Annotated in this window: 14 protein-coding genes and 2 tRNA genes; 7 read left to right on the top strand and 9 right to left on the bottom strand. The window is 73.4% G+C overall.

Features of this window, described 5'->3' with window-relative positions; all coding sequences use genetic code 11:
- The first annotated feature begins 79 nt into the window (after nt 1-79).
- The gene (locus tag LN037_RS14820; RefSeq protein WP_230753881.1) at nt 80-1,027 is read left to right on the top strand and encodes a hypothetical protein; all 948 of its coding nucleotides are present in this window, start codon (nt 80-82) and stop codon (nt 1,025-1,027) included.
- Between the two features lie 49 nt (nt 1,028-1,076).
- On the opposite strand, the gene LN037_RS14815 is transcribed toward LN037_RS14820, so the two are convergent.
- Nucleotides 1,077-2,108 (bottom strand): zinc-binding dehydrogenase, encoded by a 1,032-nt coding sequence (locus LN037_RS14815; protein WP_230753879.1) that lies wholly within the window; start codon nt 2,106-2,108, stop codon nt 1,077-1,079.
- A gap of 191 nt (nt 2,109-2,299) precedes the next feature.
- Here LN037_RS14815 and LN037_RS14810 point away from each other — a divergent pair.
- Nucleotides 2,300-2,389 (top strand) — tRNA-Ser (locus LN037_RS14810).
- 44 nt (nt 2,390-2,433) lie between these two features.
- Nucleotides 2,434-2,506 (top strand) — tRNA-Arg (locus LN037_RS14805).
- A 45-nt stretch (nt 2,507-2,551) separates the two neighbouring features.
- Here LN037_RS14805 and LN037_RS14800 read toward each other — a convergent pair.
- From LN037_RS14800 to LN037_RS14780, 5 genes are all read right to left on the bottom strand, one after another.
- A complete protein-coding gene (locus tag LN037_RS14800) occupies nt 2,552-2,881 on the bottom strand; it encodes a hypothetical protein (protein ID WP_230753876.1) in 330 nt (109 codons plus the stop codon).
- A 2-nt stretch (nt 2,882-2,883) separates the two neighbouring features.
- Nucleotides 2,884-3,573, bottom strand: coding sequence for a thermonuclease family protein (locus LN037_RS14795; RefSeq protein WP_230753873.1), 690 nt, complete (start codon nt 3,571-3,573; stop codon nt 2,884-2,886).
- A 63-nt stretch (nt 3,574-3,636) separates the two neighbouring features.
- Nucleotides 3,637-4,275 (bottom strand): DUF3159 domain-containing protein, encoded by a 639-nt coding sequence (locus LN037_RS14790; RefSeq protein ID WP_230753872.1) that lies wholly within the window; start codon nt 4,273-4,275, stop codon nt 3,637-3,639.
- Nucleotides 4,276-4,345: 70 nt separating this feature from the next.
- Nucleotides 4,346-5,224, bottom strand: coding sequence for a bile acid:sodium symporter family protein (locus LN037_RS14785; RefSeq protein ID WP_230753869.1), 879 nt, complete (start codon nt 5,222-5,224; stop codon nt 4,346-4,348).
- A gap of 82 nt (nt 5,225-5,306) precedes the next feature.
- Nucleotides 5,307-7,178 carry an alpha/beta hydrolase family protein gene (locus LN037_RS14780; protein ID WP_230753867.1) on the bottom strand — a complete coding sequence of 624 codons (1,872 nt, stop codon included), beginning with the start codon at nt 7,176-7,178 and terminating at the stop codon, nt 5,307-5,309.
- Nucleotides 7,179-7,231: 53 nt separating this feature from the next.
- Between LN037_RS14780 and LN037_RS14775 the strand changes: the two genes are divergently transcribed.
- Together LN037_RS14775 and LN037_RS14770 are read left to right on the top strand one after the other, a co-directional pair.
- Nucleotides 7,232-8,011, top strand: coding sequence for a MerR family transcriptional regulator (locus LN037_RS14775; protein WP_230753865.1), 780 nt, complete (start codon nt 7,232-7,234; stop codon nt 8,009-8,011).
- The gene (locus tag LN037_RS14770; protein ID WP_230753863.1) at nt 8,008-9,267 is read left to right on the top strand and encodes an aspartate aminotransferase family protein; all 1,260 of its coding nucleotides are present in this window, start codon (nt 8,008-8,010) and stop codon (nt 9,265-9,267) included. Before LN037_RS14775 ends, LN037_RS14770 begins: the two co-directional genes overlap by 4 nt.
- 12 nt (nt 9,268-9,279) lie before the next feature.
- Here the strand turns inward: LN037_RS14770 and LN037_RS14765 are convergent, their stop codons facing one another.
- On the bottom strand, nt 9,280-10,155 hold the full coding sequence (locus LN037_RS14765; protein ID WP_230753861.1) for a sterol desaturase family protein: 876 nt from the start codon (nt 10,153-10,155) through the stop codon (nt 9,280-9,282).
- Nucleotides 10,156-10,225: 70 nt separating this feature from the next.
- Between LN037_RS14765 and LN037_RS14760 the strand changes: the two genes are divergently transcribed.
- Nucleotides 10,226-10,843, top strand: coding sequence for a proteophosphoglycan 5 (locus LN037_RS14760; protein ID WP_230753859.1), 618 nt, complete (start codon nt 10,226-10,228; stop codon nt 10,841-10,843).
- Nucleotides 10,844-10,848: 5 nt separating this feature from the next.
- Here the strand turns inward: LN037_RS14760 and LN037_RS14755 are convergent, their stop codons facing one another.
- Entirely contained in the window at nt 10,849-11,376 is a 528-nt protein-coding gene (locus LN037_RS14755; protein WP_230753858.1) for a TetR/AcrR family transcriptional regulator, read from the bottom strand.
- Between the two features lie 83 nt (nt 11,377-11,459).
- Between LN037_RS14755 and LN037_RS14750 the strand changes: the two genes are divergently transcribed.
- Nucleotides 11,460-12,392 carry an SDR family NAD(P)-dependent oxidoreductase gene (locus LN037_RS14750; RefSeq protein WP_230753856.1) on the top strand — a complete coding sequence of 311 codons (933 nt, stop codon included), beginning with the start codon at nt 11,460-11,462 and terminating at the stop codon, nt 12,390-12,392.
- On the opposite strand, the gene mtnA is transcribed toward LN037_RS14750, so the two are convergent.
- Complete coding sequence (gene mtnA / locus LN037_RS14745) at nt 12,389-13,333, bottom strand: S-methyl-5-thioribose-1-phosphate isomerase (protein ID WP_230753853.1); 945 nt, start codon at nt 13,331-13,333, stop codon at nt 12,389-12,391. The genes LN037_RS14750 and mtnA overlap by 4 nt on opposite strands.
- Between the last annotated feature and the right edge of the window lie 39 nt (nt 13,334-13,372).

Raw genomic sequence — 13,372 nt, 5'->3', positions numbered from 1 at the left:
GTGACGGGTATAGCCGTCACAAGTACTCACGAGCCTCGGCACCTGGAACCGATTCGGGCCCGGATCCCTCCAAGCTGATGTGGAGGATCCCGAGGAGTGGCAGCGGACGCTGCGCGATCAGCTGAACATCGCGACCCGGGCCCAGGCCCTGGAGCAGGGTCTGACCGACCATGTGATCAGCGCCAACATCGCGGCCCACCGGTGGCTGCCGCTGTTCCGCGGGGTCTTCGCGGTGGTGACCGGCGAGCCGACGGCGGCGATGTGGCGCATGGCGGCGCTGTTGTTCGTCCGGGGCGAGGCCGTGCTCAGTCACGCCTCGGCCGCCGCGGTCCACGGCCTGCCCGGCGGCCGCGAGGAGGGGCCCGTCCACCTGACGGTGCCGTACCGATCCTCCGCACGAGGCTGCACGGGGATCGTCGTCCACCGGAGCCGGGCCTTCGCGCACATCCGGGACCGGAACGTCCTGCCACCGGTGACGACCAAGGTGGCCACCCTGATCGACCTCGCAGTGGACGCCGACGGTCCTCGTGAGGCCATGCAGGTCCTGACGGCGGGTGCGACCCGCGCACGCCTCGGCGGCTGGACGATCGTCGAGGCGTTGGAGAACCGTCCACCCCGTCGGTACGAGAAGGCCCTGATGGCCGCGGCCCGCCGGCTCGCGGAGGGCGTCGAGTCACCGCTCGAGGCGGACTTCGCGACCGACGTGCTCGAACCCCACGGCTTCCCGTCAGGGACGCGACAGGTCGCGCGCGTGGTCGAGGGACGGCGGAGGATCGAGGACCACGAGTGGGAACTGCCGCTGGGCGTCCTGACCGTCCGCCTCGACGGCTGGCGGTACCACGCCAACCGCCGCACTGCCCACGCCGACCGTCAGCGGGACAACGCGGCGGAGCTCGAGGGCCGCGCACGTCTCACCTTCGGGAGCGAGGAGGTCCGCGACCCGTGTCGCACGGCCGCGATGCTCGCGAGGCGGATGACGCAGCTCGGGTGGACGGGCGAGATGCGCCGGTGCCCGAGGTGCCCGTGAGTACTTGTGACGGGTATGACCGTCGGAAGTACTCACGGGGCGAAGCCACCTAAGGACGCACCAGCACCTTGAGGGCCTCGCGGTCGTTCATCGCGCGGTAGCCCTCGGGGGTCTCGTCGAGCGGGATCGTCCGGTCGAAGACCTTGCCGGGCTCGATCTTCCCGTCCATCACGTCGGGCAGGAGCTCGTGCATGTTGGCCTGGGTCGGCGCGATGCCGCCGGCGATCGTGATGTTGGCGCCGAACTTCCGGGCGGCGTTGGGGATCGTGCCGCTCTGCGGGACGCCGACGATGCCGACGAAGCCGCCCGGCTTCGCCACGTTGATCGCGGTCGAGAGCGACTGGTCGTACCCGACCGCCTCGATGACCGAGTGCGCGCCGTCGGTCCCGAGGACGTCGCGGACCTTCTGCTCGCCCTCCTCGCCGCGCTCGGCGACGACGTCGGTGGCGCCGAACTCGCGGCCCAGGTCGGTGCGGTCCCGGTGGTGACCCATCAGGACGATCCGCTCGGCGCCGAGGCGCTTCGCGGCCAGCACGGCGAGCAGTCCCACCGCGCCGTCGCCCACCACGACGACGTCCTTGCCCGGCTCGACCCGCGCCGACACGGCGGCGTGGTGGCCGGTGCCGAACACGTCGGAGAGCGTGAGCAGGCTCGGCATCAGGTCGGACTCGACCGGCACGTCGAGCTTCATCAGCGAGTGGTCGGCGAACGGCACACGCGCCGCCTCGCCCTGCCCGCCGTCGGTCTCGGCGCCCCAGGCGCTGCCGTTCGGGCAGGCGGTCGTCAGGCCGGCCCGGCAGTACTCGCAGGTGCCGTCGGCGTAGAAGAAGGGGGCGACGACCACGTCGCCCTGCTGGAGACGGCCGATGTCCGAGCCGACCTCCTCCACGACCCCGATGAACTCGTGGCCGATCCGGCCACCCTCCTGCGTCGCCTCGCGGTTCTTGTACGGCCAGAGGTCGGACCCGCAGATGCAGGAGTGCGTGATCCGGACGATCGCGTCCGTCGGGTTCTCCAGCTTCGGGTCGGGGACCTCCTCGACCCGGATGTCGCCTGCTCCGTAGATGAGCGTCGCCTTCATGCGCCCGGGCTACCCGTGCGCCCGTCACGCATGCGGCGCGGCGGATGTGTCACAGCCCTCACCTGCGACGTTCCCCGTCCCGACGGCGGGTGCGGTCGTCGGCGGGTGGCCGCGCGGACGGGGTGGGGGTGCCCGTCAAGGGCCTCGCGGGCGACGTGTAATGTCTTCTCCCGGTGGGCCCCAGGGCTCCGGGAGGCTTCGCCTAGTCTGGTCTATGGCGCCGCACTGCTAATGCGGTTTGGGGTAACCCCCCATCCCGGGTTCAAATCCCGGAGCCTCCGCTGCGGCGTTCGGAGTAGTCTGTCGCCGTACAACTCAAGAACCTGCGCCCGTAGCTCAACGGATAGAGCATCTGACTACGGATCAGAAGGTTAGGGGTTCGAATCCCTTCGGGCGCGCATCACGAGGGCCCGTCACCGGCTGGTGGCGGGCCCTTCGTCGTCTCAGGCCGCGATCGTGCGTTCGATCTCGTCGCGGTGGAAGTCGGCCGGCATGACGAGTCCACCGGTCTCGTGGTCCCGGTGCGCGATCCGGGAGCCGCACCAGCCGCAGCCACCGGCGGCGTCGACCACCGCGCGGCTCTCCACCTCGGCCCGCCGGTCGACGGCCGTGCGCTGCTGGACCTGGTCGTAGACCCACCAGATCCCGAACGGCACGGCCAGGATCGCGGCGGTGATCAGTGCCCATTTGAGGATGAGGAGCGCCAGGCCGATCAGGAGCACGACCCCGATCACGGTGCCCACGCCGGAGGAGTTCGAGCGTCGCGAGGCCATCGTCAGCACCACCACTTCTTCGCGCAGTAGCCGCCGGTGAGGGCACCGTCGGGCAGGCCGTCGTCGCCGCGGCGGGGCAGCGGGACGTACACGTGGTCGTCGTCCTCGGAGGACGAGGACGACGACGAGCTCGGCGGCGCGGCGCAGGTCCGGCCGTTCGGGTCGGCGGAGCGCAGTTCGTCCAGGTAGGAGGCGTCGGCCCGGCTCGCGTCGTCGACCTCGGTGTGGTCGTAGGTGACGGCGAGCGTGCCGTAGTCGCCGGCGCTCGTGTCGACGTAGCGCAGCAGCCGCCCGTTGCGGTCCTCGTCGACGCCGGGCTCGGTCCGGAGCGTGACCTGCTGCCCCTCGAGGAACGTCTCGGCGGTCGACGTGGCCTGGCGTCCGCCGTAGGTCGACGGGTCGCAGGCGTCGATCCCGAGGATGCGGATGCGCTGCCCGCCCGCGACGAAGGACTCGCCATCGACGACGTCGGTGACCGTCACGGTGTCGCCCGCGGGCACCTCGACCGGTGCCGCGACCGGTGCCTGGACGGGAGCCGCCGCCGCGGGCGCCACGTACGTGGGCGCGGCGGGCGCGCTGACCGCGGCCGGAGCCGCCGTCGTCGTGTCCGACCCGTTCGACAGGTCCCCGATCGCGACGAGGCAGAAGACCCCTGCCGCGATCCCGGACCAGACCTTGTATGCCGTGCGCACCCTCGTCGTCCCCCCGACCGTCCCCGTGTGTCGAGGCTGGTGTCGCGAGATCCGGTCGGCGCGTTACGTGGCGGGCAGCAGGGCCTTCGAGCTGCGGCGGAAGGCCCAGACGACGACGAGCGCGGCGAGCACGGTCAGCGGGGTCCCCATCACGACGCGGGCGACGCCGAGCCCACCGGTCGCCTCGGCGACGTAGAGCCACTGCTGCACCACGAAGCGGGCGCCGAACACGACCGCGGCGGCGAGGGTGGCGAGATCGTGGGCGCGGAGCACCCGCCGGTCGGCGCGCCACGGGTGCGTGCCGCCGTGCACCGCGTTCCAGACGATGCCGGTGATCGGACGGCGGGCCAGCAGCGAGGCCGCGGTGACGACGAACCCGGCGAGCGCGGCCCAGATGCCGATGACGAAGAAGTCCCGCGCGGACCCGGTGACGGCCACGATCGCGGCCGCGACCGCCACGCCGAGCAGGCTCCCGACCGCCGACGCGACCTTCTCGCCGCGGACGAGCCGGAACACGGTCAGGGCCAGGCCGGTCGCCAGCGACACCGCGAGGGTGACCGGCAGGGAGAGGAACGCGTTCGCCGTCACGAACACGACCACCGGGATCGTCGAGTACACGAAGCCCGCCGGTCCGCCCATCTGGTCGAGGACCGTGGGAGCGGCGGGTCGCGTCGGGGGATCGGTCTGCTGCTGCTCGGTCATGGCCACGAGGGAAGTCCGTGCCGCTGCGGCACACTCAAGCCTCACGTGACGCGGACCACGGACGCGCCCGTCACGCCGGGACCGGCGAGGCCTCCCGGTCCGGGGCGAGGCGGCGGAGCGCGAAGCCCGCGGCGAGGGCGAGCGGGAACATCAGCACGCCGTAGACCGCGGCGGGCACGGCCAGCCGCTCGACGCCGAGCACACCCACCGCGACGGCGATCGCCAGCGTGCTGTTGTGGATGCCGACCTCGAACGACGAGGCCACGGCCTGCGGGTGGCCGACGCGCAGCAGGCGCGGCAGCAGGTAGCCGAGCGCGAGGCTGATCACGCCGAGGAGCACGACGGCGAGCCCGACCTCGGCGATCACGCCGGGCAGGGCCTCCCGCTCGGAGAGCAGGGCGCCGATGATCACGCCCGCGAGGACCAGGGCGGACAGGATGCGGACGGGGCGGTCCGCCCGGTCGGCGAACCCGGGGGCGGCACGCCGGACGAGCATGCCGAGCACGACCGGCACCAGGACCACGGCGAACACCTGCAGCGCCTTGCCGCCCTGCAGCCCGACCGCCCCGTCCAGACCGAAGAAGGCGAGCGACAGACCCAGGACCACCGGCAGCGTCACCACGGCGAGCACCGAGTTGACCGCGGTCAGCGTGATGTTGAGGGCCACGTCGCCGCGGAAGAGGTGGCTGAACAGGTTCGCGGTGGTGCCGCCCGGGGAGGCGGCGAGCAGCATCATCCCGGCCGCGAGCACCGGGTCGAGCCCGAGCGCGAGGACCAGCCCGAAGCAGATCGCCGGCAGCACGACGAGCTGGGTGCCGAGCGCGGCGGCGACCGGGAGGGGGCGCTGCGCGACGCGGCGGAAGTCGGCGGGGGTCAGCGACAGCCCGAGACCGAGCATGACGACGGCGAGCGCGACCGGGAGCCCGACGGCGACGAACACGGAATCCATGGGAGCCCCCTCGGTGGACGAGGTCCCATGGTCGCGCTCCCGGCGAACCGGACACAACGGTCGTTCCGGGTGCGAGCGCCGGCTACGGGAGCGCCCGGCCTCCCAGGTGCTCGGCGAGGAACCGCTCGGTGGCCCGGAACATGTCGATCAGGTTCTCGGTCTGCGCGAACATGTGCCCCTCGTCGGCGTAGACGCGGTAGTCCACCTCCACGCCCCGGGCCCGCAGCGACGCGACGATCGTGTCCGACTCCGCCTGCGGCACCCGCACGTCGTTGGCGCCCTGGAAGACCATCAACGGGGTGACGATCCGGTCGGCGTGGGTGATCGGCGAGCGCTCGATCATGTCCGCGTGGGCGGCGGGGTCGTCGGGGTCGCCGACGTAGGCGTACCAGTTGTTGCGCAGCCCGGGCCGGATCGCCTCGGGCAGCGCCTGCATGAACGTCGCGAGGTTCGAGATGCCGACGTAGTCGACCGCGGCGGCGAACACCGACGGGTCGCGGGTCACCGCGGTCAGCGTCGCGTAGCCGCCGTAGGACCCGCCGAAGATGCCCACGCGCGCCGGGTCGGCGTGACCCCGGGCGACGGCCCAGTCCACGGCGTCGAGCAGGTCGTCCTGCATGGCGCCGGCCAGCTCGCCGATCCCGGCCTGCATGTGCTCGCGACCGAAGCCGGTCGAGCCGCGGAAGTTCACCTGCAGCACGGCGTAGCCGCGGTCGGCGAAGAGCTGGGCGACGGGGTCGTTGCCCCACGCGTCGCGCGTCCACGGACCGCCGTGCGGCACGAGCACCATCGGCCCCGGTCCGTCCGTCCCCGGCGGCAGCGTCAGGTACGACGGCAGGTCGCGCCCGTCGCGGGCGCGGACGGTCACGGGCGTCGTGGGCGCCAGCGCCGACGGGTCGAGGTGCGGGTGGGAGCGGAAGAGCAGGCGGGCGTCGCCGGTCGCGTGGTCGTACAGCCACGTCGCGCCCCACACGCGGTCGTGGGTGAACGTCACGAGCCACCGCCGGCCCGCGGCGTCGGTCGACAGCGCCCCCAGGTCGCCGTCCGACAACGCCTCGAGCCGCTCGAGCACCTCCTCGAACGCGTCGTCGACCGGCACGATCACCTGGCGCGCGCGGGAGTACCGCACGGCGAGCAGTTCGCCGGCCCGGTCGCGGATCAGGGGCGACGGGATCGTCGGGAAGACCTGGCCGCGGGTGTCCAGGTCGTACGAGGCGTGACCCGCGACCTCGGTCTCGACCGCGGTGCGCAGGTCGAGGTGCACGAGGCGCAGGCGGTCGGTGTGGCCGTGCCGGCCGATCCAGAGGCCGGTGCCGTCGGGCGTGAGCTGCACCGGGAAGGGGCCGGTGGGGTGGTCGGCGCCGTCGAACGCGGCCACGACCCGCTCGGTCCCGTCGGGGCTGCGGTGGTTGACCGTCCAGTGGCCCTCGCCGTCCTGGCCGATCCCGTAGAGGTCGCCGTCGGGGCCGACCATCGTGCCCCCGACCTCCCCGTCGCCGTCGGCGAGGACCGTCAGCTCCCCGGTGGCGACGTCGATCTCGCACGTGTCGACGCGCTCCGGGCGCCGGTGGTTCATCGCGACCACCAGCCGTCCGGGGCGCCCCACGGCCACGTCGTGGCCGAACACCCGCGCGCCGGGGAACGGCGTCAGGTCGACGATCGGCGCCTCCGGGTCGGACAGGTCGACGCGGTGGACGTGGAAGTGCTCGTCGCCGCCGGTGTCCTGGGCGTAGACGATCCACCGGTCGTCGATCCACCGGTACTGGTGGATGCTGCGGGTCTCGTCGGCGGTGACGCAGCGGGCGGCGTCGAGGTCGTCGACCGGGGCGACCCACACGTTGAGCCGCTCCTTCCACGGGGCGAGGAAGGCGATGCGTTCGCCGTCGGGCGCGAGCGTCGCGCCGGCGCGCTCGGGCGGGGAGACGAGGTCCTCGACGGGGATCAGCGGCGTCATGCGACCAGCTGACACCGTGCCGTCGCGGCACGGTCAAGGGCAGACTGGGTCGCGTGGGCTGGAGCACCCGGGAACTCGCCGAGCTCGCCGGCACCAGCCTGCGGTCGGTGCGGCACTACCACGACGTCGGGCTGCTGCCCGAGCCCGAACGCCGCAGCAACGGCTACAAGCAGTACGGCGTCGCGCATCTCGTGCGGCTGCTGCGGATCAAGCGGCTGGCCGACCTCGGCTTCTCGCTGCCGCAGATCGCCGACCTCGGCGACGGCGACGAGCACCCGGCCGAGGCCCTGCGCGCGCTCGACGAGGACCTCGCCGCGCAGGTCGACCGGCTGCAGGGGCTGCGCGCCGAGCTGGCCGAGATCCTCGAGCACGAGCTGCCCACCGACCTGCCCGGCGACCTCGCGGCCGTGACGACGGGGACGCTGTCGCCGAAGGACCGGAACCTCGTCACCGTCATGGGGCGGACGCTCGGGGCCGAGGGGCGGCAGGTGTACGCCGACCTCGTGCGGGGCCAGGACTCCGACCCGGCCCTGACCGAGGAGTTCGAGGCCCTCGACACCGACGCCGACGAGGCCACCCGCGACCGGCTCGCCGACCGCTTCGCCGACGAGGTCCTCGCCCGCGCCACCGCCGACCCGCGCATCACGACGTTCGGGCTCGACGCCCCCGGCGGCCTCCCGCAGTACCTGCGCACCGTCCGGCGGGCGATGGAGGATCTCTACAACCCGGCCCAGCTCGACGTCATGAACCGGATGGTCCGACGGTTCCGGGAGCGCTGGGACCCGGAGGCCCTGGCCGAGCGACCCGACGTCGGGAAACATCCCGGGACGTGACCGACGAGAAGCACCTGATCCGCTACTCGGGCCGCGGCGCGTTCGCCCCGGACGTCATCGCCCGCGCGGCGGGCAGTTCGGTGTTCACCGAGGACGGCCGGGAGCTGCTCGACTTCACCTCCGGGCAGATGAGCGCGATCCTCGGCCACTCCCACCCCGAGATCGTCGCGACCGTGCAGCGGCAGGTCGCGCACCTCGACCACCTGCACTCGGGCATGCTCAGCCGCCCGGTCCTCGACCTCGCCCAGCGGCTGGTCGCCACCCTCCCCGCGCCGCTGGAGAAGGCCGTCCTCCTGACGACGGGTGCGGAGGCCAACGAGGCCGCCGTCCGGATGGCGAAGCTGGTCACCGGGGGCCACGAGGTCGTGTCCTTCGCACGGTCGTGGCACGGCATGACCCAGGCCGCCGCGAACGCCACCTACAGCGCCGGACGCAAGGGTTACGGCCCGACGGCGCCGGGGAACTTCGCGCTGCCGGTGCCCGACCGGTTCCGACCCTCGATCGTCGGTCCCGACGGCGAGCTCGACTGGCGCCGGCAGCTCGACCTCGGCTTCGAGATGATCGACGCCCAGTCGGTCGGCGCGCTCGCCGCGTGCCTGGTGGAGCCGATCCTGTCCTCCGGCGGCGTGGTCGACCTCCCGCCCGGTTACCTCGCGGCGCTGCAGGAGAAGTGCTGCGAGCGCGGGATGCTCCTGATCGTCGACGAGGCCCAGACCGGGCTCTGCCGCACCGGGGACTGGTACGCCTTCTCCCGGGACGGGGTGGTGCCGGACATCCTCACGCTGTCGAAGACCCTCGGTGCCGGACTGCCGCTCGCCGCGGTGCTGACCGGCGCGGAGATCGAGGAGCGCGCCCACGAGCGCGGCTTCCTGTTCTTCACCACGCACGTGAACGACCCGCTGCCGGCGGCGGTCGGGCTGACCGTGCTCGACGTCCTGGAGCGCGACGGCCTCGACCGGCGCGCGGCCGAGCTGGGGCAGCGGCTGCAGGCGGGACTGCGGGCGCTGCCGCACGAGGTGGTCGCCGACGTCCGCGGGCGGGGCCTGCTGGTGGGGCTGGAGCTGGGCGGCGGGGACGCCGACCGGCTGGGCGCCGCGGTGACGGCGCGGTGCGCCGAGCTCGGGCTGCACGTGAACATCGTGCAGCTGCCCGGCATGGGCGGGACGTTCCGCATCGCGCCGCCGCTGACCGCCACGGAGGAGGAGATCGACCGGGGCGTGTCGATCATCGACGCGGCGCTGGGCTCCGTCGGCTGATCGCGTGGTCCCTCAGCGCGGTCCCGCGGGTTCCGGCGCAGCGCTGCGGGACCACTCGACGGCGGGCCGCCCGGGCGGGGCGAACACGTGCGCGAGCCGCTCGCGCCAGGTCGACGCCGCCCGGACGTCGCGCCAGATCGCGGCGAACTCGTGGTACTGCAGGCCGGCGACGTTCAGCGTGGGCGGCGGGGTGGTCAGTCCGTAGCGGGGACGCTGCCGCTCCTCGGCGTAGGTGCCGAACAGCCGGTCCCAGACGATGAGGACGCCGCCGTAGTTGCGGTCGAGGTACTCCGGGTCGCTCGCGTGGTGCACGCGGTGGTGCGACGGCGTGTTGAACACGAACTCGATCGGCGCCGGCAGCCGCCCGATCCGCTCGGTGTGCACGAAGAACTGGTAGACGAGGGTGATCGAGAACGCCGTGAAGATCATCCACGGCGGCACCCCGAGCAGCGGGAGCGGCACCCAGAACAGCATCTCGAACCACGGGTTCCACTTCTGGCGTGCCGCGGTGGAGAAGTTGAAGTACTCGCTGTTGTGGTGGGCCTGGTGGGCGGCCCACACGAGCCGCACCCGGTGCGCCGTGCGGTGGTAGCAGTACCAGAGCAGGTCCACGCCGAGCAGCACGCCGACCCACGTCCACGGACTCGACGGGTCGAGGCGCAGCGGCGTGAGCTCGTACAGCACGGCGTAGCCGAGGAGCGCCACGCCGCGGGCGACCGCGTTGAACAGCAGCGCGACCATGCCGCTGACCACGCTGGTGATCGTGTCGCGGCGCTCGTAGCCGCGGAGGTCGTCGTCGGCGAACACGGCGAACGAGACCGCCTCGAGCACGACGAAGAGGATGAAGAACGGCACCGCGAGGGTCAGGGGATCCCGGAGGACCGACATGGGGGCATTGTGCCGAACCAGGTAGTTCCCCGGAGTCCGGGCCGGATCGGGGGACGCCAGGATGCCGGGCATGGCTCTCGTCCCGGTCGACCTGCCCGCCCCGACGACCATGCGCGGCCGCTGGGCCGCCTTCGCCGCGATCCTCGGCGCCCGCGGCTGGGGGAGCGGCGCCTTCGCCGAACCCGGCCGCTGGCACTACGACGACGGCGGGGGCAACTGGGCCGACCTGCACCTCGTCGGTGACGGGCGCGCCGTGCTCGTCGGCAACGACCACGAGTACTCCGACACCTACTTCCGCGAGGCGGCGACGTACTTCCAGGAGGAGGAGACCGACCTGCTCGCGGGGGCGCCGGACTGGTGGGAGGCGCCCGCGGTCGACGGCATGGCCCGCCAGCAGTGGGTCGGCTTCGTCTACGGCTACGACGGCGAGCGCTGGTGGAGGGCGCCCTACGACCTCTCCGACGGGTTCTCCTCGCTGCACCCGGTGTTCGTCGACGACGAGCGGTGCGCGGAGATGGTCGTCGAGTTCGTGGAGAACGAGGTCCCGGACCCGGTGCGGCCGGACGCGGTCGCCGCGCTGATCGCGGCGGGCGCGGACCTGACGCGCGAGCAGCTGCGCGCGGTCGCCGACGTCCCGGACTGGGACCTCGACGCCGGCGTCGCGGCGGCGCGCGCGTTCCGGGGCTGAGCGGTTCAGCGCGCCGTCGTCAGCCCGTCCAGGACGAAGCCCGCGAGCCGGTCGGCACGGAGCGGCCAGGTCTCGTCGTCGGGCAGGGTCCACAGGCCCGCGAGCAGGGCGAGCACGTCGGCGGGGTCGCGGTCGTCGCGCAGCGTCCCGTCGGCCCGGCCCCGGGCCAGGATGCGGTCGAGGGCGTCGAGCATGACCCCGCGGGCCGGTGGGTGGTCCGCGCCGGGGGCGTGCAGCAGGTCGCCGAGGGCTCGCTTCGTCCGCGCGAACTCGACGAAGCGCAGGAGCCAGCGGGCGAGCGCGACCGCCCCGGACCCGTCGTCGGGAACCTCGCCGAGCTCCTCGATCTCGCGCGCGTACGTGGCCGCGACGAGGGCCTCGCGGTGCGGGAAGTGCCGGTAGAGCGTCGCGATGCTCACGCCCGCGTCGCGGGCGACCTTCTCCAGCGCGACGTCCGGGCCGTCGGACGCGAAGCGGCGGGCCGCGCTCGCGAGGAGGGCGGCCCGGTTCGCGCGGGCGTCGGCACGGGGCACGTCGACAAGCGTAGTGCTCCTACGTTTCGGTGGTACGGTCGAGCCGTATCCGTAGGCGCCCTACGTTTCAGGGGAGCACGACCATGACCATCCAGACCCCCTTCGGTGAGTTCTCGACCGCCGACGAGGTCGCCGCCGGGATCGACCTGACCGGGAAGCGGGCCGTCGTCACCGGGGCCTCGTCGGGGATCGGCGTCGAGACCGCGCGCACGCTGGCCACCCACGGCGCCGAGGTGACGCTCGCCGTTCGGAACCTCGAGGCCGGGGAGAAGGTCGCGGCGGACATCCGCGCGCAGGGCGGGAAGGTCGACGTCAGGCCGCTCGAGCTCGGCGACCGCGCCTCGATCGCCGCGTTCGTCGACGGCTGGGAGGGCCCGTTGCACCTGCTGGTGAACAACGCCGGCGTGATGGCGCTGCCGGAGCGCACGCTGATCGACGGGCAGGAGGCGCAGTTCGCGACGAACCACCTCGGGCACTTCGCGCTGGCCACGGGCCTGCACCGGGCGCTCGCGGCCGCCGACGGGGCGCGGGTCGTGGCGGTGTCGTCCTCGGCGCACCTGCGCCTGCCCGTGCTGTTCGACGACCTGAACTTCTCGTTCGTCCAGTACGACCCGTGGATCGGCTACGCCCAGTCGAAGACCGCCAACGTGCTGTTCGCCGTCGAGGCCACGCGGCGCTGGGCGGACGACGGGATCACCGTGAACGCCTTGATGCCGGGCGGCATCGCAACGGGGCTGCAGCGCCACGTGGACACGGAGGCGCTGCTGGCCGCGCGACGGGCGGCGGGCGCGACCGCTCCGATGAAGACCACGGAGCAGGGCGCGTCGACCTCGGTGCTGTGCGCGGTGTCCCCGCTGCTCGACGGCGTGGGCGGGCGGTACTTCGAGGACTGCCACGAGGCGACCGTGCTGACCGACCGGACGCAGGCCGACGGCCGGCACGGGGTCGCACCCTTCGCGCTCGACCCGGCGAACGCCGAGCGGCTGTGGGAGGTCTCGGAGCGCCTGGTCGGCTAGCGCCAGACCTGCTTCTCGGTGACGACGGCGGTGATGAGGTCGAACGGGGTGACGTCGAAGGCGGGGTTGTAGACGGGGGTGTCGGCGAGCGTCGTCGTCCCGCGGACCTCCTCGGCGCCGCGCTCCTCGACGACGATGTCGGCCCCGGTGGCCGTACCCGGGTCGATGGTCTCCTCGGGGGCCACGACGAGGAACGGCACGCCGGACCGGGCGGCGGCGCAGGCGAGCGAGTACGTGCCGATCTTGTTGGCGGTGTCGCCGTTCGCCGCGATCCGGTCCGCGCCGACCAGCACCGCGTCGACCAGCCCGGACGCGATGGCCGCCGGCCCGGCGGAGTCCACGCACAGCCGGTGCGGGGCGCCGGCGCGGGCGAGCTCCCACACGGTGAGGCGCGCGCCCTGGAGCAGCGGCCGCGTCTCGCAGGCGAGCACCTCGGTGAGAGCGCCGCGGTCGTGCAGCCGGAGGATCGCGCCGAGGGCGGAGCCGCCGGGGCCGCAGGCGAGGTCGCCGGTGTTGCACACGGTCAGCGCCCGGACCGGCCCGTCGCACAGGTCCTGGACCAGGTCGGCAGCGCGCTCGGTGGCCCGGGCGTTCACGACGGCGGCCTCGGTCGCCACCGCGCGGGCCTCCTCGAGGGCGGCCGCGGGGCCGTCGTCGGCGCGGGTCAGCACGCGGCGGACGCCGAGGCTCAGCGGCACCGCGGTCGGGCGGGCGATCGCGACGAGCTCGGCCGCCTCCGGTGTCCCGAGCGCGCAGGCGAGCGCGGCGCCGTAGGCCCCGACGATCCCCAGGCTCGGTGCCCCGCGCACGGCGAGGCTCCGGATGGCGTCGACCACCTCGTCGATCGTGCGCAGCGTCAGCCACACCGTCTCGTGCGGCAGGGCGCGCTGGTCGAGCAGGACCACCGCCGGGCCGTCGTCGGACCAGTCCACGAACTCCACGCCTCGATGGTCGCACTACGCCGATCACGTCCGGGGAGG

This window comes from Actinomycetospora soli, from assembly GCF_021026295.1.
GTDB lineage: Bacteria > Actinomycetota > Actinomycetes > Mycobacteriales > Pseudonocardiaceae > Actinomycetospora > Actinomycetospora soli.
This window is presented reverse-complemented; position numbering and strand designations above follow the sequence as displayed.